The organism is Thiohalocapsa sp. (assembly GCF_022340605.1).
Taxonomy (GTDB): domain Bacteria; phylum Pseudomonadota; class Gammaproteobacteria; order Chromatiales; family Chromatiaceae; genus Thiohalocapsa.
This window is the reverse complement of sequence record NZ_JAJDNQ010000027.1, coordinates 23,868-45,490: the sequence shown is the minus strand read 5'-3', so window position 1 is coordinate 45,490 and position 21,623 is coordinate 23,868. Positions and strand designations below refer to the sequence as shown.

Annotated in this window: 17 protein-coding genes; 10 read left to right on the top strand and 7 right to left on the bottom strand. The window is 66.6% G+C overall.

The features are described from left to right. Positions 1-7: 7 nt before the first annotated feature. Entirely contained in the window at positions 8-580 is a 573-nt protein-coding gene (gene efp / locus LJE69_RS03750; protein WP_296921632.1) for an elongation factor P, read from the top strand. A 174-nt stretch (positions 581-754) separates the two neighbouring features. Beyond that, on the top strand, positions 755-1,729 hold the full coding sequence (gene epmA, locus LJE69_RS03745; protein WP_296921629.1) for an EF-P lysine aminoacylase EpmA: 975 nt from the start codon (positions 755-757) through the stop codon (positions 1,727-1,729). Between the two features lie 145 nt (positions 1,730-1,874). Here epmA and LJE69_RS03740 read toward each other — a convergent pair whose 3' ends face one another. Further along, positions 1,875-2,408 (bottom strand): Uma2 family endonuclease, encoded by a 534-nt coding sequence (locus tag LJE69_RS03740; RefSeq protein ID WP_367114621.1) that lies wholly within the window; start codon positions 2,406-2,408, stop codon positions 1,875-1,877. A gap of 554 nt (positions 2,409-2,962) precedes the next feature. On the opposite strand from LJE69_RS03740, the gene urtA reads away from it, so the two are divergent. The 6 genes from urtA to urtE all read left to right on the top strand — a co-directional run bounded on the left by urtA (position 2,963) and on the right by urtE (position 10,282). Beyond that, on the top strand, positions 2,963-4,321 hold the full coding sequence (gene urtA / locus LJE69_RS03735; protein WP_296921626.1) for an urea ABC transporter substrate-binding protein: 1,359 nt from the start codon (positions 2,963-2,965) through the stop codon (positions 4,319-4,321). A gap of 355 nt (positions 4,322-4,676) precedes the next feature. After that, positions 4,677-6,605: an urea ABC transporter permease subunit UrtB gene (urtB, locus tag LJE69_RS03730; RefSeq protein ID WP_296921624.1), complete on the top strand. Its 1,929-nt coding sequence runs from the start codon at positions 4,677-4,679 to the stop codon at positions 6,603-6,605. 202 nt (positions 6,606-6,807) lie between these two features. Next, positions 6,808-7,929 carry an urea ABC transporter permease subunit UrtC gene (gene urtC, locus LJE69_RS03725; RefSeq protein WP_296921622.1) on the top strand — a complete coding sequence of 374 codons (1,122 nt, stop codon included), beginning with the start codon at positions 6,808-6,810 and terminating at the stop codon, positions 7,927-7,929. 95 nt (positions 7,930-8,024) lie between these two features. Next, complete coding sequence (gene urtD / locus LJE69_RS03720) at positions 8,025-8,825, top strand: urea ABC transporter ATP-binding protein UrtD (RefSeq protein WP_296921737.1); 801 nt, start codon at positions 8,025-8,027, stop codon at positions 8,823-8,825. A gap of 33 nt (positions 8,826-8,858) precedes the next feature. After that, positions 8,859-9,302, top strand: a complete 444-nt coding sequence (locus tag LJE69_RS03715) for a DUF29 domain-containing protein (RefSeq protein WP_296921620.1) — start codon at positions 8,859-8,861, stop codon at positions 9,300-9,302. 284 nt (positions 9,303-9,586) lie between these two features. Beyond that, positions 9,587-10,282 carry an urea ABC transporter ATP-binding subunit UrtE gene (gene urtE / locus LJE69_RS03710; protein ID WP_296921618.1) on the top strand — a complete coding sequence of 232 codons (696 nt, stop codon included), beginning with the start codon at positions 9,587-9,589 and terminating at the stop codon, positions 10,280-10,282. A 352-nt stretch (positions 10,283-10,634) separates the two neighbouring features. Here the strand turns inward: urtE and LJE69_RS03705 are convergent, their stop codons facing one another. From LJE69_RS03705 to LJE69_RS03695, 3 genes are all read right to left on the bottom strand, one after another. Beyond that, positions 10,635-12,281, bottom strand: a complete 1,647-nt coding sequence (locus tag LJE69_RS03705) for a response regulator (protein ID WP_296921616.1) — start codon at positions 12,279-12,281, stop codon at positions 10,635-10,637. 755 nt (positions 12,282-13,036) lie between these two features. Continuing rightward, positions 13,037-16,273 carry an efflux RND transporter permease subunit gene (locus LJE69_RS03700; protein ID WP_296921614.1) on the bottom strand — a complete coding sequence of 1,079 codons (3,237 nt, stop codon included), beginning with the start codon at positions 16,271-16,273 and terminating at the stop codon, positions 13,037-13,039. Between the two features lie 313 nt (positions 16,274-16,586). Beyond that, complete coding sequence (locus LJE69_RS03695) at positions 16,587-17,777, bottom strand: efflux RND transporter periplasmic adaptor subunit (RefSeq protein WP_296921612.1); 1,191 nt, start codon at positions 17,775-17,777, stop codon at positions 16,587-16,589. A gap of 613 nt (positions 17,778-18,390) precedes the next feature. Here LJE69_RS03695 and LJE69_RS03690 point away from each other — a divergent pair. Both LJE69_RS03690 and LJE69_RS03685 read left to right on the top strand, forming a co-directional pair. Then, complete coding sequence (locus LJE69_RS03690; protein ID WP_296921609.1) at positions 18,391-18,513, top strand: hypothetical protein; 123 nt, start codon at positions 18,391-18,393, stop codon at positions 18,511-18,513. Between the two features lie 120 nt (positions 18,514-18,633). After that, positions 18,634-19,095: a CBS domain-containing protein gene (locus LJE69_RS03685; RefSeq protein ID WP_296921607.1), complete on the top strand. Its 462-nt coding sequence runs from the start codon at positions 18,634-18,636 to the stop codon at positions 19,093-19,095. A gap of 330 nt (positions 19,096-19,425) precedes the next feature. Here the strand turns inward: LJE69_RS03685 and LJE69_RS03680 are convergent, their stop codons facing one another. The 3 genes from LJE69_RS03680 to nifS all read right to left on the bottom strand — a co-directional run bounded on the left by LJE69_RS03680 (position 19,426) and on the right by nifS (position 21,531). Then, positions 19,426-19,566 carry a hypothetical protein gene (locus LJE69_RS03680; RefSeq protein ID WP_296921605.1) on the bottom strand — a complete coding sequence of 47 codons (141 nt, stop codon included), beginning with the start codon at positions 19,564-19,566 and terminating at the stop codon, positions 19,426-19,428. A 2-nt stretch (positions 19,567-19,568) separates the two neighbouring features. Next, complete coding sequence (locus tag LJE69_RS03675) at positions 19,569-19,769, bottom strand: hypothetical protein (protein WP_296921604.1); 201 nt, start codon at positions 19,767-19,769, stop codon at positions 19,569-19,571. Positions 19,770-20,292: 523 nt separating this feature from the next. Further along, the gene (gene nifS / locus LJE69_RS03670; protein WP_296921602.1) at positions 20,293-21,531 is read right to left on the bottom strand and encodes a cysteine desulfurase NifS; all 1,239 of its coding nucleotides are present in this window, start codon (positions 21,529-21,531) and stop codon (positions 20,293-20,295) included. Between the last annotated feature and the right edge of the window lie 92 nt (positions 21,532-21,623).

Genomic DNA, 21,623 nt, shown 5'->3' with positions numbered 1-21,623 from the left:
GCGTCGCATGGCGAGCTACAAGACCAACGAATTCAAGGGCGGACTCAAGATCATGCTGGACGGCGATCCATACACGATCGTTGAGAACGAGTTCGTCAAGCCCGGCAAGGGGCAGGCGTTCAGCCGCGTCAAGGTGCGCAACCTGAAGACCGGCCGCGTAGTCGAGAAGACCTTCAAGTCCGGCGACTCGGTGGAGGCCGCCGACGTGCATGAGACCGACCTGCAATACCTCTACAACGACGGCGAAAGCTGGCACTTCATGGACACCGAGACCTTCGAGCAGCTCGGTGCCGATGCCAGTGCCGTCGGCGATGCCGCCAAGTGGCTGAAGGAGCAGGACATGTGCCGGGTGACGCTCTACAATGGTGCACCGCTGTCGGTGGAGCCGCCGAACTTTGTCGTGCTCACCATCACCCAGACCGACCCGGGGCTCCGCGGTGACACTGCCACCGGCGGAACCAAGCCGGCCACGCTCGAGACCGGCGCCGTGGTCAACGTGCCGCTGTTCCTGGAGGAGGGCGAATCCATCCGCGTGGATACCCGCACCGGCGTCTACCTGTCCCGCGCCAAGGAAGAGTGACCTCACCGAGGCCATGCCTCAGACCAACGCATCGGCATCATCGCTATCGCTATCGAAATTGCAGCAATCCGCGGGCGCTTCGACAACGATCCCGATTCGCCCGGGCTGCGATCATGCTGCACCGCAAGCATCTGATGCTTCTCGAAACATCTGACGCCCTCGACGAGATCTAGCATGGCCGACCACTGGCGCCCGCGCGCCAGCCTGGCAGCGGTCCGTGCACGCGCGCGTCTGCTCGCCGGCCTGCGCGGCTTCTTCGCCGAGCGGTGCGTGCTGGAGGTAGAGACGCCCATCCTCTCCGCGGCGGCCAATCCCGATCCGGCCATCGAGCCGCTGCACCTGGACGCGGACCTGACCGGCGCCGGCCCCGGGCGCTGGTATCTCCAGACCTCCCCCGAGCTCCCGATGAAGCGCCTGCTCGCTGCCGGCAGCGGGCCAATCTACCAGGTCTGCAAGGTGTTCCGCGCCGACGAGCGCGGCCGGCGCCACCACCCCGAGTTCACCATGCTGGAGTGGTATCGGCCGGGGTTCTCACTCGATGACCTGATGGACGAAATGGCGGCGCTGGTGCGCTGTCTGGCGGCGGACGCCGGACTGGCGGAAGAGCGCATCACCTACCGCGATCTGTTTCGCGACCGCCTCGGCGTCGATCCCTCGTCGAGCCAGTTGCAGACGCTTCAGTCCACGGCGGTGGAGCAAGGCATCGCTAGCGCCAGGGCGCTGGACCTGGACCGCGACGGCTGGCTCGACCTGTTGCTCAGCCACTGTCTGGAGCCGCACCTCGGCCAGGGCGGGCTGACCTTCCTGCACGACTATCCGCCGAGCCAGGCGGCGCTGGCCCGCATCGTGCCTGGCGAGCGGCCGGTGGCACGGCGCTTCGAGCTCTACTGGCGGGGCATGGAGCTCGCCAACGGCTTCGACGAGCTGGCCGACGCCGACCAGCAACGCCTGCGCTTCGAGCAGGATCTCGCGGTGCGCGCGGGGCGCGGCCAGGCACCGCTGCCGCCGGATGGGCACCTGCTCGCCGCCCTCGGCCACGGCCTGCCGGCCTGCTCCGGGGTCGCCCTCGGGCTGGACCGCCTGTTGCTCTGCTTGTGCGGCCACGACCACATCGACCAGGTGCTGGCCTTTCCGGTGGAGCGCGCCTGACCTGCGTCCGCGTGGTCAAGTTTGCCGTTGCGGTTTCCCTGCTCGTTTTGGTTGTGCTTGTCGTGGTCGTGGTCGTGGTCGTGGTCGTGGTCGGATACTCGACAACGACAACGACAACGAAAGCAGAATTAGGAGAAACGCCGCACTAGCCCTCCTCACCGAAGACATAATTCAGATCGATCTCGATGTCCTCGAACGGCGGTATCCGCACCGGCTCGGACACCGCTTCGACCCGGCGCTCCATGGAAAACACGACGTGATACTTGCCATCCACGAGTCGGTAGGCGATCAAGGTCTCGTCTTCCGGCGAGATGACCCAGTAGTACGGCACGGCGTTGCGCTGAAGGAGCATGAAGTGATGAAAAAGGTCCTTCCGCTCATGTCCGGGAGATGTGATCTCGCAGACCCAATTCGGGAGCACGTCCATGATCCCGGTGCGCCTCCGCGGCACGCGCTCCCGCCGCCAGCCGGCAAGGTCGTGGCTTGGGCACTGGGTCTCACTGTACTTGACGCTGATTTCCGGCATGATCCACCAGCCGCCGGGGCCGTTGCGTCGCTTGAGCCGGGCGACCTCGTCGGAAATGCCCGACTGGACCAGGGCGTGATCCGAGCGTGCCATCGGCCGCTTGACGATCTCGCCGTCGATCAGCTCGACGCGCTCCTCCTCGGATTGGAGCAAGTCTTCGACCGTTTTGAGTTTCCTGGCTTCCAAGGCGTTGCCTCCCCGGCCCCCGCTGGAGCCTCGTGCGGATACTCGGTCTGTCCGCGAGGGCATTGATCATAACTCCGCCCTCCCACGTGGGAGCGCCGTCCTCGGCGCGACGGGCGTCCAGTCGCGGCGGGGACGCCGCTCCCACGGCTGGAAGGCTTTTGGCCGAATGATGATCAAGACCGCCGCGAGCCCGGGAACCCGATCTGGATAGCGGCCGATTCTTGCGGATCGCGTCACCACGGGCAATTCCTTCGGCTGCTCGGAAACCGTCGGTGATTCATTGGCGTGCCGCGCTGTGCACGATTTTGGCTCGCGCCGAGCCGCGATGGTGCGCTCGATGCACCGTGCCGGTGCGCATCACCGGCCTCCGGTTGCAGCACCTGCGTTCGACGCCTGCCAATTTGCCGGTTCGCTGAAGCCCTTGGCGGATTGGCCCGCCCTTTGCTTCAGTTGCCGCGCGATGGCGATACGAGCGCCGCCGCCTGCGATATCAACTGACCCGGAGCATCGAGACTATGCGGATGACATCCCCCGGAGCATCCCTGCTGAAGACCTTCGCGCTCGCCGGCGCCCTGGCCCTGGGCCTCGGCGCAGGACCCCTGCTGGCCGAGGATGAGGCCCCTGCATCGGCCGAGGGCGACGAGGCCCCCGCGGCCGCCAGCGACGACACCATCAAGATCGGCGTGCTGCACTCCCTGTCCGGCACCATGGCCATCAGCGAGACGACGTTGAAGGACACCATGCTGATGCTCGTGGACGAGCAGAACAAGAAGGGCGGCCTGCTCGGCAAGAAGCTCGAAGCGGTCGTGGTGGACCCGGCCTCGGACTGGCCGCTGTTCGCCGAGAAGGCCCGCGAGCTTCTGGAGAAGGACAAGGTGGCCGCGGTGTTCGGCTGCTGGACCTCCGTCTCGCGCAAGTCCGTGCTGCCGGTGTTCGAGGAACTGGACGGCATCCTGTTCTACCCGGTGCAGTACGAGGGCGAGGAGTCCTCGCGCAACGTCTTCTACACCGGCGCGGCGCCGAATCAGCAGGCGATTCCGGCAGTGGACTACCTGAAGGACGAGCTCGGCGTCGAGCGCTGGGTGCTGGCGGGCACCGACTACGTCTATCCGCGCACCACCAACAAGATCCTCGAGGCCTATCTGAAGCAGAACGGCGTCGCCGACGAGGACATCATGATCAACTACACGCCCTTCGGTCACTCCGACTGGCAGTCCATCGTCGCCGACATCAAGAAGTTCGGCTCCGAGGGCAAGAAGACCGCCGTGGTCTCCACCATCAACGGCGACGCCAACGTGCCCTTTTATAAGGAGCTGGCCAACCAGGGCATCTCTGCCGAGGACATCCCCGTCGTCGCCTTCTCGGTGGGTGAAGAAGAGCTCTCCGGCATCGATACCAAGCCGCTGGTGGGCCACCTCGCCGCGTGGAACTACTTCGAGAGTGTGGATACGCCGGAGAACGAGGCATTCATCCAGACCTGGCATGAATTCATCAAGGACGACAAGCGCGTCACCAACGACCCGATGGAGGCGCACAAGATCGGCTTCGACCTCTGGGTCAAGGCCGTCGAGAAGGCCGGTACCACGGACCCGGACAAGGTCATCGACGCCATCGTCGGGTTGGAGACCAACAACCTCACCGGCGGCACCGCGAAGATGCTGCCCAACCACCACATCACGAAGCCGGTGCTCATCGGCGAGATCCAGGACGACGGCCAGTTCGCGGTCGTCTGGGAGACCGACGGCGAGGTTCCGGGCGATGCCTGGTCCGACTACCTGCCGGGCTCCAAGGATCTGATCGGCGACTGGACCGCACCCATCAAGTGCGGCAACTACAACACCAAGACCAAGGAGTGCCTCGGCGCCGAGGCCGCGGACTGATCCGGCAGCGCCGACTATCGGTCGGCCCCGCCGGCGCGCGCCGGCGGACGCTTCACGCGGGCAGTGAAGGGCGGGTGGTGGTGGCGTTGTCGCCGCGGCCCCCGGCGACTCCGGCTGATTCCCGCCTGACGGACCAGTGCAGCAATGTGAAGGTTCCGAAACCGGTTTTGGCCCGATGGTTGTCCGTGTCGCCCTGGAGGGCGACACTCCGTCCGCGCCCGGGAGTGTCGCCTCCAGGGCGACACGGATGGGCACTGCGAGCGGTTTCGACGTTTCTGCGCCAATGTTCCGCGCCAATGCTCTCCGTGTCAGTTCACCTAGACCCGAGACGCCAGCCCCCAGGACCTCTGCGCCCATGCGCCATCTGCGCCAGCCCAGTTTCCGTCTCCCGCCAGCACCCGTGCGCACCGCGGTACGTACCGGCATCACCGCCCTGCTGATTCTGGCCATGGCCGCCATCGGCGGTACGGCATGGGCGCAGGCGGGCGTTGACGCGGGCCTTGATCATGATTCCGGGCAGGGGCTTGCGCCTGTGGGAGCGGCGTCCTCGCCGCGACTGGGCGCAGGACAGGGCGCAGCTCGCGCCGAGGACGGCGCTCCCACCACGCGCGCGGACGGCGTCACGATCGACGCCGTCGTGCAGCCGACGGCGGCCGAGGCGGAAGGCCTGCCAGCGCAGCCACCCGTCGAACAGCGGCCGGCCGCCGCCCAAAAGGCGCCAGCACCGCCTGTGCAGACGGCACCAACGCAACCGCCGAGCCTCGAAACCGCGCTGCCCCAACTCGCCGAGCGCTCCTTCAAGGTCAAGGAGCAGGCCGCGCAGGACGTGGCGGCGAGCGGTGATCCCCGCGCCGCGGACCTGCTCGAGGCCCTGCTGGGCGGCAAGCTTTACTACCGCACGGACGATAAGCGTATCGTCCTCGCCCGGCGTAGCGGCGACGGCTACACGCTCACCGATGCCCTGAGCGGCGAGGATCTCGGCAGCGCCGGCCGCCGGGATGCGAAGAAGATCATTATCAACAACCGCATGCGTAGCCGGCTGCGCGGCGACATCGCCGCGCTGACGTTGGCGAGCCCGGATGCGTCTGTGCGCCTGTCGGCGGCCAAGCGAATGATTGACACCAAGGATGCGGCGAATATCCAGGCACTCAAGACCCAGTTCGTCGTGGAGGAGAATCCGCAGGTCCGCGATGCCATCGGGCTGGGGCTCGCCATCGCCGGCCTCCGGGCGGACACGCCCGAGGAGCGGTTGGCGGCGGTGAACGATCTCAAGGGCAGCCTCTACCCGGAGGCGCGCAATGCCCTGGACAAGCTGATTCGCACCGAGCCGGATCAGACGGTGCTCGCGGCGGCGCAAGCGGCCCGCGCCGACATCGAGCGGCGGCTCGAGAACAACCGCCGCCTGGAGACGCTGTTCTTCGGGCTCAGCCTGGGCTCGGTGCTGGTGCTGGCGGCGATCGGCCTGGCCATCACCTTCGGCGTCATGGGGGTTATCAACATGGCCCACGGCGAGCTCATCATGCTCGGCGCCTACACCACCTACCTGGTGCAGCTCGCGATGCCGAACGCCATTGACTATTCGCTATTCGTGGCCATCCCGGCGGCGTTCCTGGTATCCGGGCTGTTCGGCGTCGCCATCGAGCGGGGCGTGATTCGGTTCCTATACGGCCGGCCGTTGGAGACCCTGCTCGCCACCTTCGGTATCAGTTTGATCTTGCAGCAGTTCGTGCGCACGACCATCTCGGCGCAGAACGTCGTCGTGGAGAACCCGAGCTGGATGAGCGGCTCGCTCGCGCTCAACCCGGCGCTATCGCTCACCTACAACCGGCTGTACATCTTCATCTTCGCGCTGTTGGTGTTCGTCGCGCTGCTGCTGGTCCTGAAGCGCACCGCGCTGGGTCTCCAGGTGCGCGCGGTGTCCCAGAACCGGGCCATGGCGCGGGCCATGGGCGTGCGCTCCGCGCGCGTCGACGCGCTCACCTTCGGGCTCGGTGCCGGTATCGCGGGGGTCGCCGGCGTGGCGCTGTCGCAGCTCACCAACGTTGGCCCCAACATGGGGCGGGCCTACATCATCGACTCCTTCATGGTTGTCGTCTTCGGCGGCGTCGGCAACCTCTGGGGCACCCTGGTGGGCGGCCTGACGCTCGGCGTCGCCAACAAATTCATGGAGCCCTCAACCGGCGCCGTGCTAGCCAAGATCCTGGTGCTCGTGTTCATCATCCTGTTTATCCAGTGGCGCCCGCGCGGGTTGTTCCCGCAGCGCGGTCGAGCGGCGGAACAATGAGGAACCAGGGGCTAGATTGCTTGAAGGGCCGGAATCTTTGCGTGTGCGTCAAGTGTTGTGCGCACCGCAGCACCGATCAGACAGGGCCAAGGGTTGGAACGGCAGTCGGGCGGAGCTGTGCGGTCGCGTTTTGGGCCTCGGCCCTCGGCCCTCGGCCCTTGTTGCATGTGACTATGCAGACCATTTTTTGGAAGTGAGCCAAATGGGTCCATTGACGCCACTGAGAGGTGACACCGGCGGCCAGGTGATGCTGGCCGTGGTGCTGCTGGTGGCCATCGCGGTGCCGGTGCTGAACCTGGCGGTGCCCGACGGCAATCCCTGGCATGTGAGCACCTACACGGTGACCCTGCTCGGCAAGTACCTCAGCTATGCGCTGCTGGCGGTGACCGTGGATCTGGTCTGGGGCTACCTCGGCATCCTCAGCCTGGGCCATGGCGCCTTTTTCGCGCTCGGCGGCTACGCCATGGGCATGTACCTGATGCGCCAGATCGGCGACCGCGGCGTCTACGGCGACCCGGTGCTGCCGGACTTCATGGTGTTCCTGAACTGGAAGGAACTGCCCTGGTTCTGGCACGGCTTCGACATGTTCTGGCTCGCGGCGCTGATGGTGGTACTGCTGCCGGGGCTGCTCGCCTTCGTGTTCGGCTGGCTCGCGTTTCGCTCCCGGGTCACCGGCGTGTATCTCTCCATCATCACCCAAGCGCTGACCTATGCGCTGATGCTCGCCTTCTTCCGCAACGAGATGGGCTTCGGCGGCAACAATGGGTTGACGGACTTCAAGGATATCCTCGGCTTCAACCTTCAGGCGGACAGCACCCGCGTGGCGCTCTTCCTGGCCTCGGCGCTGGCCCTGGCAGTCGGCTACATCGCCTGCCGCTGGATCGTCACCTCCAGGCTCGGCCGCGTTGCCGTCGCGATCCGCGACGCCGAGGCCCGCACCCGCTTCATCGGCTACCGGGTGGACCGGGTCAAGCTCGCCATCTGGACCTTCTCTGCCATGCTCGCGGGTGTCGCCGGTGCGCTCTACGTGCCACAGGTGGGCATCATCAATCCCGGCGAGTTCGCGCCGCTCAACAGCATCGAACTGGTGGTGTGGGTGGCCGTGGGCGGGCGCGCGACGCTCTACGGTGCCGTCGTCGGCGCCGTGCTGGTGAACTACGGCAAGACCTACTTCACCGGCGCCTTCCCGGAGGCGTGGCTATTCGCCCTCGGCGGGCTCTTCGTGCTGGTGACCCTGCTGCTGCCACGGGGTATCGCCGGGCTGTTCCGGCTGCGCCTGCGCCGCCGCACCGAGGCGCCCGCGGTCCGGGAGGCCCGCGCATGAGCCCGGCCAGTCAATCCGCGCGGGACCTGATGCGCCGCGACCGCGCCTTCGACTTCAGCAGCCAGCAACGCGCGTGGCTCCAGTTCAAGGAGTCCATGCGCCGCGACCGGCAGTTCGACTTCATGGTCAACGTCAAGGACCTGGAGCTCGACATCAGCCACGGCCCGATCCTCTACATCGAGGATCTCAACGTCTCCTTCGACGGCTTCAAGGCCATCGACCACCTCAATTTCTACGTGGATGCCGGGGAACTGCGCTGCGTCATCGGCCCCAACGGCGCCGGCAAGACCACGATGATGGACATCATCACCGGCAAGACCCGGCCGGACTCCGGCAGCGTCTACTTCGGCCAGAAGATCGACCTGCTCCGGCTCAGCGAACCCGAGATCGCCGAGATCGGCATCGGCCGCAAGTTCCAGAAGCCGACGGTGTTCGAGCATCACACGGTGTTCGAGAACCTGGAGCTGGCCATGGCCGGCGACAAGCGCGTCTTCCCGACCCTGTTCGCCAGGCTCTCGGGCGAGCAGCGCGAGCGCATCGACGAGGTGCTCGGCATCATCGGCCTCGGCGAGCAGGCGCAGCGGGAGGCGGGCGCCCTGTCGCACGGCCAGAAGCAGTGGCTGGAAATCGGCATGCTGCTGATGCAGAACCCGCTGCTGCTGCTCGTCGACGAGCCCGTCGCCGGCATGACCCACCAGGAGATGGACCGCACCGCGGAGCTGCTGCTGTCCTTGCAGGGCAAGCACTCCGTGGTCGTCGTCGAGCACGACATGGACTTCGTGCGCTCCATCGCCCGGCGCGTCACCGTGCTGCATCAGGGCACGGTGCTGGCCGAGGGCAGCATGGAGCAGGTGCAGAACGACCCGCGGGTGGTGGAGGTGTATCTCGGCGAGTAGACTTCGGCAGAGATCACCGACGGCGAAGCAGCCATGAGCGCGGAATACGACACTGACTTCTACGCTTGGTCCATGGAACAAGCCAACCTGTTGCGCAGCGGGCGTTACAGCATGCTGGACATCCAGCACTTGGCCGAGGAGATCGAAGACTTGGGCAAGCGGGAACGACGCGCACTGAAGAGCCGATTGGGCGTCCTGCTCGGCCACATGTTGAAGTGGCAAGTGCAACCGGATTACCCGAACCGCAAGTCCTGGCGTGCCACCATCAACACACAACGTCGTGCGCTTGCCGAGCTGTTGGAAGAGAACCCGAGCCTGAAAGCACAGCTTCCCACCCTGCTGGCGAAGGCATACGCAGACGGTGTGGACCTCGCTATCTCTGAGACCCCGTTCGACTCCGGCGCCTTTCCGCAGCAGTGTCCCTGGGCGCTGCATGAAGTCCTGGGCGATTACTGGCCCGAAGCCATCGCGCGCTGATCGTGGTGGGAGTGGCACGCTTGGTGCCGCGACGCAGCTGCCTTATGGGAGCGGCATGCTTGGTGCCGCGACCGGCGGTGAGGTGATAGACGACGGTTCGAGTTGCCGCCGAGCTGCGGGTAGCCGCACGGCCCTTGTCGCGCCACAAAGGGCAGTGGCGCTCCCGCGGAGCCGGCGCGCTTGCAGTAGCCTTTGTGGGGAACAGCCCTGATGCGAGGGCAAGTCAGCGAAGCGTATCCGCCGATCGGTCCCCGGCCCTGAGATCAAACCAAAGCCCCTTTAACGTGCTCACCATCGCCCACCTCAACCAGTACTACGGCGAAAGCCACACCCTCTGGGACCTCGACGTCGAGATCCCGGTGGGGCAGTGCACCTGCGTCATGGGCCGCAACGGCGTCGGCAAGACCACGCTGATGCAATGCATCATGGGCCTCTTGCCACTGCGCGGCGGCAGTATGGACTTCCTGGGACAAGACATCGCCCGCCTGCCCGCGGAGCGCCGCGCGAGCCTCGGCATCGGCTACGTCCCCCAGGGCCGGCAGATCTTCCCGCTGCTCACGGTGCAGGAGAACCTGGAAATCGGCCTGCCTTCGCGCCCAGACGGTAAGCAACGTGTGCCGGACTTCATCTTCGAGCTGTTTCCGGTGCTCGGCGACATGCTGCGCCGGCGCGGTGGCGACCTCTCCGGGGGCCAACAGCAGCAGCTCGCCATCGGCCGCGCGCTGGTCCTCGACCCCAAGCTCCTGATCCTGGACGAGCCCACCGAGGGCATCCAGCCCAACATCGTCCACGAAATCGGCGACATCATCCGCCGCCTCATCGACGAGTTCGGCCTCACCGTGCTGCTGGTTGAGCAGAAGCTGCCCTTCGCACGCCGCGTCGCGGACCGCTTCGTCATCCTCGACCGCGGTCGGCTCATGGCCACCGGCGCCATGCCGGAGCTGAGCGACGAGCTGGTGAAGCAATATCTCACCGTCTGATCCTACAGACGGGCATCTGTATCGGTCAGGCGCACGAAGGACTGCGATCCAACCCACAGATGTCAGGCAGGAACCCTCTCGCCAACCTGGGGCCGGATACTGCGCGCAATAGACGGACAGTGAATGTCGAAGTCCGCAATCATGTAGCTGTCACTGACGTGGAGAGGGCCGCTGGCCGTCTGCTGCCCCTGATGCCGGGAGCGGTCAGCGTCCGCTCGACAGCAACACCTTGGCAGCGATCGACGATACCATGCGACCACGGTCGCGCACCGCTGTGCCAACGGCGCGCGCGTGTACTTCGTGGAGTCGACACGCGATACAGAGGGTACCCGGTCGTTCCCGCCTACTGGGGCTATACTGGCGCTGCGCTGGGCCGCAGCTCAGGCCCTCGCTTGGCGCGAATGGCCGCCAGCAACTCCTCGCAGGGGCCGTCCTTGGTCAGGTAGGCGGCGGCGCCTGCGTCGCGCATGGCGGTCGCCACCGCGACATCCGCGTGCATGGAGAGGCCGATGACCCGCACCTGGGGATTGCAGGCGAGCACACGGCGGGTCGCCTCGATGCCGTCCATGTCGGCACCGAGCTTCACGTCCATGATGATCACGTCCGGTTGCAGCTCCGCGGCCATGGTCACCGCCTGCTCGCCCGCGTCGGCCTCGCCCACCACCTCGATGTCGGCCTCGAAACGAAACAACCCGGCCAGCCCCTGGCGCACGATCCGATGGTCGTCGACGAGAAGCACGCGCCGGCTCTCGGGCATCGGGTAGAGCCTCAGCTCCCCGACGCGCGCCGCGGGCTCGGCGGCCTCGGCCGCACTGCCTTGCGGCCGCAGCGCGGCCGTCGGCACGCTCAGCGTCACTTGCGTGCCGCGTCCCGGCGCACTCAAGATGCTCATGCGCCCGCCGAGGTGCGCTAAGCGCTCCTTGATGCTGAAGAGCCCGAAACTCGTTTCGTCCGGGCGGCGCCGAGTCACCACGTCCGGGTCGAAGCCGCTGCCCTCGTCACTGACGCTGAGTTCCAGAGCGCCGCCGCGCGAGCGCACGAGCACCAGAACCGCGGTATCGACGTCAGCGTGCTTGACGACGTTCAGCATCAGCTCACGCGCGCACTCGAAGAGCAGGAAGCGCAGCTCATCGCCACCTGGCTCCGCGCGAGTCTCTGTGTGCAGGCGTAACGTCAAGCCGTGCTGCTCCTGCATGCGCTCGGCCAGCCACTCCAACGCTGCGATCAGGCCCGCCTCCCGGAGCACCGGCGGGCTCAGCTCCACGGTGAGCGAGCGCGAGACGGAAAGCGCCTCCTTGAGAACGTCGCGCACGGCGCATGCCGCCGCACGCTGGCGTTCGTTGGCGGCCTCGCGCAGCAGCGTCGAGGACTGCATCTGCGCCGCGACGAGGAGCTGCTGGAGATGGTCGTGAAGAATCTTTGCCAGACGCTGGCGCTCGTGCTGCTCCACCCGGCTCAGCCGGCTGGCGAGTGCGCGCAGCTGGTCGGCCTGGCGGCTGACCTCGGCCACCTGCGCCTTCAGGGCCCGGTTGAGCTCCACCAGCGCCGCCTCGGCGGTCTTGTGCTCAGTGACGTCGCGGACGACGCCGATCACGCGTACGGGCCGGTTGCTACCATCGGCACATCGTTCAAATTGCACGCGGCCCCTGGTGTCGTGCCAGCGCCAGCTGCCGTCGGGCCGGATGACACGGTACTCTGCCCGGTAGTCGTCGCCACTGCGCGGGTCGTAGGCGTCGGCCACCGCGGCCAGCATCCTCGGGCGGTCGTCGGGGTGCAGGCGCGCGACGACCTCGGCGTAGCTTAGCGCCTCGCCAGGCCCGACCCCCCAAATTCGACGCAGCTGGTCGTCCCAGTCCATCTTGTCGGTTTGCGGGTAGTAATCAAAGGTTCCGAACCTGGCCCCCTCCAGGGCGATGCGCAGGCGCTCCTCGCTCTCGCGCAAGGCAGCCTCCGCCCGCTTGCGCTCGCTGATGTCGTCGCCGCTCGGGCGCTCTCTCATCGGGATCTCAGTTCCGCATGCATTGTGCAGCGAGTTCCAGGCGGGGACGCTTCACCGGGTGGACTCCGTGTGCGCATTCCTGCGAAGGCTGCCGAAGCAGTTCCGAAACAAAAGCCAAAGGAAGCATTCATATAGTCAGTGCTTAGCTTGCTCGCTTGCTAGGGTCACGCGCCACTGTCAAGCGCCCAAGCACAAGACAATGAAGGAAGCGGGGGATCGCATCGTCCACTTTCCTGCTTTTTCTTGGCCAGGATGGTCAACCAATCACACGCGTTGGATGCTAGCCCACGAACGTCTGCCGCGCCGGGCATGGCCTGCGACGGTTGGTGCGAGCGCCGGGAAACGCATGACGGCCGGTCGTGGCACTCCGGCTGGCGGAAAGCCGCCGCAGCCGTCACGTCGGCCCCCCTGCCGGAAACGCCGGCCGGCCTCAGCGGGCGCCGGGCTGCCGGGCACCACGGCGTGCTCCCGACCGGCTATCAACCTGCCGCGCAGCGGAACCGACACGATGAACGGCGCATAGCGCGCCAGCGATGCTGCCAAACCGGGCCCGACAACCCCAGCCAATACCATGGCCAGGAGCCGAACCAGTCCAACACGGAGGCGCCGGTTGACGGTGGCATTTCGGGCTGAGCACAAGGCAACACGCCACTGGGCTCGCGACCGTCAGCAGCACACGAGCGCGGCACCGCCAACCCAAAGGGCAATGACGCCTGAGCGTGCCAATGACGTGTGCGCGTGGCATTTCGCTGGCGCTAGCGGCGGACCAGGTAGCGGCCGGCACTGACGCAGCCGAGCGGGATGACGACCAGGGTCAGCAGGGTCGAGACCAGCACGCCGAACAAGAGCGAGATGGCCATGCCCTGGAAGATGGGGTCGGTGAGGATGACGCTGGAGCCGGCGACCAGCGCGAGCGCGGTGATCAGGATAGGCCGGGTTCTGGCCTTGCAAGCGTTGATGACGGCCTCGGTGACTGAATTGCCACGGGCGACCTCGTCGATGGAGAAGTCCACCAGCAGGATCGAGTTGCGCACGATGATGCCGGCCAGCGCGATGAAGCCGATCATCGACGTGGCGGTGAAGTCGGCGCCAAGCAGCCAGTGGCCGGGGACGATGCCGAGCAGCGTCAGCGGGATCGGCGCCATGATGACGGCGGGGGTGACGAAGTTGCCGAACTCGGCGACCACGAGCATGTAGATCAGCACCAGCGCGACACCGAAGGCGAGGCCCATGTCGCGGAAGGTCTCATAGGTGACGGTCCACTCGCCGCCCCACTCGAAGCCGGACTTGCCGTTGTCCGGCGGCGCACCGGTGAAGAAGGTGCCGGACAAGGCGACGCCATCGGGGGTCTTGTAGCCGTCGAGCTTCTTCTCGACCTCGAGCATCGGGTACAGCGGCGCGCCGAGCTTGCCGACGGCATCGCCGACGACGTATTCCATCGGCCGCAGGTCCTTGTGATAGGCGATCGGGTCCTGTTCGATCTCGATGAACCGGCCCACCTCCGCCAGCGGCACGGTGCGCTGGCCGTCGTCGGTGGGGATCGGCAGATCGGCGAGCCGGCTCAGGTTGGCGCGCACCGCGAGCGGCACCTCAATGCTGATGAAGGTCGGCTCCAGCAGGCTGCCGCGCTTCACATCGCCGGCCTTGAAGCCGCCCAGGGCCATGTCGAGGTTGCGGATGACGGTATCCACCGAGATGCCGAGGCGCACGGCCTTCTCTGCGTCGACGTCGAAGCGCAGCACCTTGTAGGGCTGCTGCATGTAGTTGTCGACATCGGCCAGGCTGTCCACCTGCTCGAACATCGCGGTCAGGTCGGTGGCGACCTGGCGGCGGATCTTGCCGTTGGGGCCATAGACCTCGGCGACGACGGCCTGCAGCACCGGCGGTCCCGGCGGCATTTCGACCACGGTGATGCGGGCGCCGGCGTCGTGGGCCAGCGGCGTCAGCAACTCGCGGGCTTGGAGCGCGATCTCGTGGCTGCTGCGATCGCGCTCGTGCTTGTCGGTGAGCTGCACCTGGATCTCGCCCTGCCAGGGCTTCTGGCGCAAGTAGTAATGGCGGACCATGCCGTTGAAGTCGAACGGCTTGGCGGTGCCGGCATAGGTCTGCACAGCGACCACCTCGGGGATCTTGGCCACCCGCTCGGCGAGATCTCGCGCGGTGTTGACTGTCTTGCCGAGCGCCGTGCCCTCGGGCATGTCGAGCACGACGCTGAACTCCGGTTTGTTGTCGAACGGCAGCATCTTGAACGCCACCGCCTTGGCGTAGAACAGCCCGCAGGAGGCGAAGAAGGCCGTCACCAGCAGGATCAGGAAGCCCCAGCCCAGGGCCTTGCGCTCGATCAGTGGCAACAGCAGGCCGCGGAACAGACCGTCGAGGCGCGCGCTGGTGCGATGCTCACGGGCCTCGGCCTTCGCCAGCGCCTGCATGCTCGGCTTGATGCGCATGGCGAGCCAGGGCGTGAACGCGAACGCCGCAAATAGCGAGAACAGCATGGCCACCGAGCCCAGCGCCGGGATCGGCTCCATGTACGGCCCCATCAGGCCGGAGACGAAGCCCATCGGCAGCAGCGCGGCGACCACCGTGAAGGTGGCGATGATGGTCGGGTTGCCAACCTCCGCGACGGCGGCCACGGCGGTCTCGGTGTCGCTGTCCCCTTTGATGAGCCAGCGCCGGTAGATGTTCTCCACCACGACGATGGCGTCATCCACCAGGATGCCGATGGAGAAGATCAGCGCGAACAGGCTGACGCGGTCTATGGTGTAGCCCATGACCCAGGCCGAGAACACCGTCATCAACAGCACCACCGGGATCACCAGCGTGACCACGATGGCGGGCCTGATGCCGAGCGCCAGCAGCACCAGCAGCGTGACGGCGCCGGTGGCGACGAACAGCTTGAAGAGCAGCTCATTGACCTTGTCGTTGGCGGTCTGGCCGTAGTTTCGCGTGACCTCCAGATGGACGTTGTCCGGGATCAGCTGGCCCTTGAGCGCCTCGGCCTTGTCGAGGATGGCGTTGGCCACGGTGACGCCGTTGCTGGCTTCCTTCTTGGCCAGCGCGATGGTCACCGCCGGCATGCCGTCCGCCTTGGCGTCACCGGGATAGCTGGGGCCGGTATAGTAGCTGACCTGCTGCTCGTATTCCTCGGGTGCCAGCGAGACCTGAGCCACATCGCGGACGTAGATGGGCTTGCCGTTGTAGGTACCGAGCATCAGCCGCTTCACGTCCGACGGCCCGCGCAGGAAGGAGCCGGTGTAGACGGTCAGGTGGCGGTCGGCGGCCTCCGCATCGCCGGTGCGGCGCTCGGCGTTTGCGGTCTGGATGGTGCGGGCGATCTGCTCCAGCGTGACGCCGAAGCCGGCCAGTCGCTGGGGCTCCACCTCGACGCGGATCTGCTCCTGCCGCCCGCCGACGACGAAGCTCTGGCCGACGTCCGGGATCTGCGCCAGGCTCTGCAGCAGCTTCGAGCCCAGCGCGCGCAGCGCGGCGTCGTCCAGCGCCTCGGACCAGAGCGTCAACGTGACCACCGGCACGTCATCGATGCCTTTGGGCCGCACCAACGGCTCCATCGCACCCGGCGGCAGCACCTGCCGGTTGGCCTGGAGCTTGTCGTGCACCTTGACCAGCGACGGCCCCATCTGCTCGCCCACCTTGAAGCGGACGGTGATGATGCCCTGCTCGCGCTCGCTCGCGGAGTAGACGTGCTTGACACCGGGGATCTCCGACAGCAGCCGCTCCAGCGGCTCCACGGCGAGGCTCTCGACCTGCTCGGTGGAGGCGCCCGGGTACTGTACGAAGACGTCGATCATCGGCACCGAGATCTGCGGGTCCTCCTGCCGCGGCGTCATGATCAGGCCGAGGATGCCCATGCCGACCATGGCGACGAACAGCAGCGGCGATAGCGGGGAGTGGATGAACGACTTGGCAATCAGGCCGGCGAGGCCGAGGCGCTCGCTGCGGTTGGTGGCATCAGACTTGGTGGCATCGGACATCGCGTGTGTTCCGGTTGTCCTCGTTCCCGAGCTCCGCGCGGGAACGCGGCTTGCAAAGCGCTGCTTTGCGAAGCGACATGAGAGGCAGGGCTGCCGCTACCGGGTGTCCTTACGCCCGAGCGTTGCCCGGGAGCACGACCCGGGCTAGCCCCGCGCTGCGAGTCGGTTCGGGAAGCAGCGCTTCCCGCACAAGGGTTCCAAGCGGGGCCTGGGAACCAGGAGACATCCCGATCGGAATCGGGATCTAAATCGGGATCGTCGTCGAAGCACTCGCGCATCGCTTCGATAGCGATAGCGATAGCTGCGACTCGTGTTAGCGAGCGGCCGGTGGCTCGAGCAGGATGCGCTCGCCGCCCTGCAGGCCGGTCAGCACGCTGACGGTGTCGCCCCACTGCTCGCCGAGGCGCAGCAGGTGCAGTCGGGGCTGGTCTTCTTCGTCGAGGACATAGACCATTGGCAGCCCGCCGCGTCGGACGATGGCCGAGACCGGGATCACGGGTAGGGCGCCCTGGTCGCTGCCCGGCTGCGGGATCAGCACCTCGGCGTACATGCCGGCCTTGGCCGGGGCGTTGGGCTGCAGGTCGAGCTTGACGCGGACCGTGTGGCGGGTGGGGTCCGCCATCGGGAAGACCTGCGCGACGCGGGCGGCGACGATGGTGCCGGCCGAATCATCGAGCTTGACGCGGGTCATAAAGCCCGGATTCAGCGGCGCCGACAGCCGCGTCGGCACGTCGGCCTGGACTTGCAGCCGGCCGACATCGGCGAAGCTCAGCAGCGGCTGGCCCGGCTGCACCGTGTCGCCGGCGTTGGCGTGCTTCTCGGTGATGTAGCCATCGAACGGGGCGATGCTGTTCACGTCATCGAGTTGGGCGTCGATCTCGCGCAGCTGGGCCTGGGCCGCCACGAGCGCGCCACGTGCCTGCTCGATCTGGGTGCCGTACTGGTGCAGGTTCGCCTCACGAGTGATGTCGCTGTCTTCGTTGTCGCCGAAGAACGGCATCGGCATGATCTGGCTCATCATGTTGCCCTGGGTCGGGGTCGGGTCCCGGCGCTCACGCTGGAACTGGACCTCGGCGTTGCGGTAGGCCGCCTGGGCGTTGGTGATCTGCGCAATAGCCGCCTGGCGCTTGGCGCGCAGCGCGGACGGGTCGAGCGTCACCAGTACCGCGCCCCGCTTGAAGAAGTCGCCCTCGTTGCCGGCGATCTGCTCCACGTTGCCCGGCATCTGCGCCGTGAAGGTAATCTCCCGCATCGGCACCACGGTCCCGCCGACGGTGGTGTTGCCGCCGACGGAGCGGCGCTCAACGACCGCCCAGCGCGGTCGCTGCTCGCCGAGCACGGTCTGGACCTTGGCGCTGTCGGCCTGGCTCGGCAGGCTTGGCAGCGAGGTTTGGGATTGGGCCGCGGAGGTCGCGAGGATTAGGCCGGCGAGGATCACCGGCAGCAACAGACCCCGCGGCGATCGGGCCGCGGGCGGCAGTCGATCTGGTCTGGTGGAGATCATGAGTTTGCTTCTTCGTCTCTGCGCAGTCGACGGTCTGCCGTCGGGGCGGCGGCAGCATTCCGGATAACCCGCCATGGTAGCATCGGCAGAGGTTCGGGCGTTCCCGCATTCATTGTCGGTGCGCCCCGTCCGACCTATCGGGACCGATCACCACCGGCAGCGGCAACCTCGGCAACGGCCAAGAACGACCGAAGGCCAAGGCAGTATCGAGCAGTTGGTCCACGCCCAACAGCGCGCAGCGGGGCTGCCAAAGACGCCGCCGGCAACGTGGTCCGAGGCATCTGGTGCCGACCGATAGGCTACGCCGACCACGCGTTCCATGGCATTTTCACTGAAGCGGAAGACCCGGAGGGCAAAGTGGCCGCAAACATCGCGCGCGGCGTCGGCGTGCATCCCAACTGACAGCAAGTCGTGTATTCGCTGCGAACAAGCCTCCCGCCCCGCGGATGGCGTAGGTTGTCGTTGCAGATGCGATCCTCCTGAAATAACGCCAAGCCCGATGAATATGCCGCGCTTATTGACGAAGTGTCCCGCGCTTTGCTGCGGGCATCGCCTTTCTGAAGGAGCGGGGCGCGGAACGGGTCATGATCATCGGCCATAGCTTAGATCGACAATGACCGCATATGACCTGTCTGCGGGCGATCGCGATGTCAAAAAGGGCTTTGTGGCGATCGGCATGCCGAGTGGGATCGGAAACGGCGGCATCGTCACTGCTGAGCAGTCGTGGCGTCAGTGACCGCGCGATCGGCGGCGGGACGCCGCCGTCGACTTGCCGTCGACGGCGTACGTTGGCCGCGCAGGAGCTATACTGACGGATCCATTGCGGCAATTTCAGGACCTTGAGGAGGCTCTCCCAATGAAAGTCAGAGACGCGATGAACACATTCGTGCGCACCGTCACTCCGGGTACGAAGATCATGGAAGTCGCGTCGCTGATGACGCTGTATCGGTTTCAGGGGCTACCCGTGGTGGACGAATCCGGGGCGCTGGTCGGGATCATCGCAGAGCGGGATTTGCTGCACAGCTTATTCCCGAAGCTGGAGAGCGTCATGGCCGAGGGCATGCGCTCGGTGGACTACGACAAGGAGATGGGCCGCTACAAGGAAGTCCTCGGGCTCACCGTTGCCGATCTGATGACGCCCAACCCGTTCACCGTCGACCCGGACATGCACGTGCTGCGCGCAGCCACGGTCATGGTGCGCCACAATTTCCGCCGCATCCCGGTGGCAGAGGGCGGCAAGCTGGTCGGCATGCTGAGCCTCGGTGATGTCCACAAAGCGATCTTCCACGCCAGTCTTGCGAGCGGTTTGGCTGGCTGACGAGTCTTGCGCCGGGCGTCGAATCTCGGCGCTCCGCTACAAGCCGCTCCCATGGCCGAAAGTCGCCTCCCGCATTCTCGTATAGAGAATCCTGGAGCCAACACAGGAGGCGGGGCCATGAGTGCTGCCTGACGATGCGCGTGGCTGGAATCGGGCGCCGCCTCGATTCGGTGGATTGAGATTGGTGGATCAAGACCGGGTGGGAACGTGTCCCGCGGAAGTCGGCGCCGGTCGATGCGCGGATTGAGGCGCAGGTTTGGACGCAACATGCGGCGCAATCTGGGGCGGACAGTCCCCCCGATCGGGCGGGGCGGCTGCCACCCCGGCTGGTCAGAGGAACATGGGCAGCACGCTCGCGACGAGCAGCGTCGCGGCGAGGGTAATGGCGGCCCGTGCGGCGTGGTCCGACGATTGGCGCGGCAGCGCGACGGCCAAGGCCCGCGGGGCGGGCGGATTGCGGTAACGGTTCATGCTTAGCACCCCACCATGCCGCTGTGCGCGAGGAGTTGCGCCTCGATGACGTGGTCGAACGCCCGGTTCCGTGGCTGCTGCGCGATGTCGACCAACTGTAGTTCCGGAGGCGCGTAGCCATAGGGCTCGTAGTCGTCGCTGGAGTCGAGCACGCAGTCAGCGTAACCGGCAGGGTCCAGGGTCGGGTCGTAGGGGTTGCGCATGGTCGTTTCCTCCGCGTGGAAAGGTCGCAACTCGGGGGCCGAGGGCCTGCTGGATGTTATGCGAAGCGCGTGCCAGCCGGTGGTCGGTGCGGCTGAGATTCCGCGTCCGGCGCTGCCGTGTGCGCGGAAACCGTTGATAAAAAATGGCTTTCCTTGGTTCTGGCAAGCGCGGAGCGGTTCTGCGCAGAGCACCGGCGGGGCACCTGCGGTGCGCTGTTTCGACAAAAACGGTTGGTTTTGCGCGATTCTGGTGCATACCGTTTGCACGGTGCGACGCGTATTTGCGGGCGGCGGGTCCGTGGTCTCCAGTCGTGGCGCGGAGAGATCGGGCAAGAATCCGTCGTAGGTCGGGCCGAGGCACGAGGCCCGACAGCGTGCGCGTCGCAAGCGCCTGATTGTCGGGCCTCCTTCGTCGGCCCGCCCTACAGGGGCGCGGCTGGGGTGGCGGCGAGCGCAACGTCTTTGCCGTTGCGCCCGTCGTCCGTTGCCGTCGTCGCGTGAAATCCGGCAGAAGCCGGGCGGCTCAAGCGTACGCGGGCTGGAACGCCTGCTCGGGCTCGGCCACCGGCGCGTTCGCGGCGGCGTCCCAGTAGGGCGAGAGCTTGCGCAGTTGCGCGACGATGGGTGGCACCGCCTCGATGACGCGGTCGATCTCCTCCATCGTGTTGTAGCGCGACAGGGAGAAGCGCGTGGTGCCGTGCGCCGCGGTGAAGGGGATGTCCATGGCGCGCATGACGTGGCTCGGCTCCAGCGAGCCGGAGGTGCAGGCGGAGCCGCTGGACGCCGCGATGCCGAGCTTGTTCAGCAGCAGCAGGATGGCCTCGCCCTCGATGTACTCGAAGGCGATGTTGGCGGTGTTGGGCAGACGGCTGGACGGGTCGCCGGTGACGAAGCAGTTGGGCACGGCGGCGAGGATGCCCTTTTCCAGCCGGTCACGCAGGGTGCGGACGGTGGTCTTCTCGTCCTCCATGTGTGCCAGGGCCAGCTCGCAGGCCTTGCCGAGGCCGACGATGGAGGCGCTGTTCTCGGTGCCGGCGCGCCGCCCGCGCTCCTGGTGGCCGCCGCGCAGCAGCGGGCGGAAGCGGGTGCCACGGCGCAGATACAACACGCCGACGCCTTTCGGGGCGTGCAGCTTGTGGCCGGACAGCGAGAGCATGTCGATGGCGGTGTTCTTGAGGTCGATGGGCACCTTGCCGACCGCCTGCACCGCATCGGTGTGGAACATGATGCCGGCGGAGCGTGCGAGCTCGGCCATTTCCTCCACCGGGAACAGGGTGCCGGTCTCGTTGTTGGCCCACATCACCGAAACGATGGCGACCTTGTTCGACAGCAGGTCCTCGTACTGACGCATGTCGAGTCGGCCCTTCTTGTCCACCGTCAGGTAGTGGACCTTATAGCCTTCTTTCTCCAGGTGCTCGCAGAGCGCGAGCACGGCCGGGTGCTCGACGACCGTGGTGATGATCTCCTTGCGCTCGGGCTGCGCCTTGAGCGCGGACAGGATGGCGGTGGAATCGGACTCGGTGCCGCAGGAGGTGAACACGATCTCCGAGTCCAACTCGGCGCCGAGCAGCGCCTGCACCTGCTGCCGGGCGGTCTTCAGCGCCCGGCCGACGCGGTCGCCGAACTGGTGCATGGACGACGGGTTGCCGAACTGCTCGGTGAAGTAGGGCAGCATCGCTTCCACCACGGCCGGGTCGACCATGGTGGTGGCGTTGTTGTCCAGATAGATGCCTGGGGCCGGCGCTTGCGGATGGGGCGACATGGGGATTCTCTCTTGCTGGTGGCTGCTGGGCTGCGGTGTCGGGAATCAATGCGGCGCCGGCAGGGCTAAGGGCCGGAGGGCCGAGCGCCGGC

Bases quoted from the DNA above. Each gene is read 5' to 3' on its own strand.
- efp (WP_296921632.1), top strand. From the start codon at position 8: ATGGCGAGCTACAAGACCAACGAATTCAAGGGCGGACTCAAGATCATG.
- LJE69_RS03685 (WP_296921607.1), top strand. From the start codon at position 18,634: ATGAAAGTCAGAGACGCGATGAACACATTCGTGCGCACCGTCACTCCG.
- urtB (WP_296921624.1), top strand. From the start codon at position 4,677: ATGCGCCATCTGCGCCAGCCCAGTTTCCGTCTCCCGCCAGCACCCGTG.
- urtA (WP_296921626.1), top strand. From the start codon at position 2,963: ATGACATCCCCCGGAGCATCCCTGCTGAAGACCTTCGCGCTCGCCGGC.
- epmA (WP_296921629.1), top strand. From the start codon at position 755: ATGGCCGACCACTGGCGCCCGCGCGCCAGCCTGGCAGCGGTCCGTGCA.
- nifS (WP_296921602.1), bottom strand. From the start codon at position 21,531: ATGTCGCCCCATCCGCAAGCGCCGGCCCCAGGCATCTATCTGGACAAC.
- LJE69_RS03690 (WP_296921609.1), top strand. From the start codon at position 18,391: ATGACCGCATATGACCTGTCTGCGGGCGATCGCGATGTCAAAAAGGGC.
- LJE69_RS03695 (WP_296921612.1), bottom strand. From the start codon at position 17,777: ATGATCTCCACCAGACCAGATCGACTGCCGCCCGCGGCCCGATCGCCG.
- LJE69_RS03700 (WP_296921614.1), bottom strand. From the start codon at position 16,273: ATGTCCGATGCCACCAAGTCTGATGCCACCAACCGCAGCGAGCGCCTC.
- urtC (WP_296921622.1), top strand. From the start codon at position 6,808: ATGGGTCCATTGACGCCACTGAGAGGTGACACCGGCGGCCAGGTGATG.
- LJE69_RS03675 (WP_296921604.1), bottom strand. From the start codon at position 19,769: ATGCGCAACCCCTACGACCCGACCCTGGACCCTGCCGGTTACGCTGAC.
- LJE69_RS03705 (WP_296921616.1), bottom strand. From the start codon at position 12,281: ATGAGAGAGCGCCCGAGCGGCGACGACATCAGCGAGCGCAAGCGGGCG.
- urtD (WP_296921737.1), top strand. From the start codon at position 8,025: ATGCGCCGCGACCGGCAGTTCGACTTCATGGTCAACGTCAAGGACCTG.
- LJE69_RS03680 (WP_296921605.1), bottom strand. From the start codon at position 19,566: ATGAACCGTTACCGCAATCCGCCCGCCCCGCGGGCCTTGGCCGTCGCG.
- LJE69_RS03715 (WP_296921620.1), top strand. From the start codon at position 8,859: ATGAGCGCGGAATACGACACTGACTTCTACGCTTGGTCCATGGAACAA.